Source organism: Allobacillus salarius, assembly GCF_007559425.1.
In the GTDB taxonomy this organism is placed as follows: Bacteria; Bacillota; Bacilli; order Bacillales; family Alkalibacillaceae; genus Allobacillus; species Allobacillus salarius.
The window spans coordinates 247-541 of sequence record NZ_VMHE01000095.1 but is presented as its reverse complement, the minus strand read 5'-3'; the positions used below and the strand labels follow the sequence as shown (position 1 = coordinate 541).

General features: G+C 36.3%; 1 protein-coding gene. It reads left to right on the top strand.

The features are described 5' to 3' along the window. Nucleotides 1-24: 24 nt before the first annotated feature. Nucleotides 25-295 (top strand): replication initiation protein (locus FPQ13_RS13890; RefSeq protein ID WP_246065550.1); only part of this gene is annotated, 271 nt, incomplete at its 3' end.

The following is a 295-nucleotide window of genomic DNA, read 5'->3' as shown; positions in this document are numbered from 1 at the left end:
ATGAAGTTTAAGAGTGTATATTCTATGCGGTTCTACGAACTTTTAAGCGGTCAGAAAACAAAACTAATCTATCCACTTGAACAGCTCAAAGAAATGTTTAAAGTACAAGATAAATACGCAAAGACAAACGATTTTGTCCGGAAAGTAATTGAACCTGCAAAAAATGAGCTGGACGAACTAAGTCCTTATACATTCGAATGGTCCGCAAACAAGGAGGGGAAAAAAATTGTAAGTTTCAACTTCTATCCAATATTCAAGCCAGAGCATCGTGATGCAGAGCTATACAAAAAAGAGC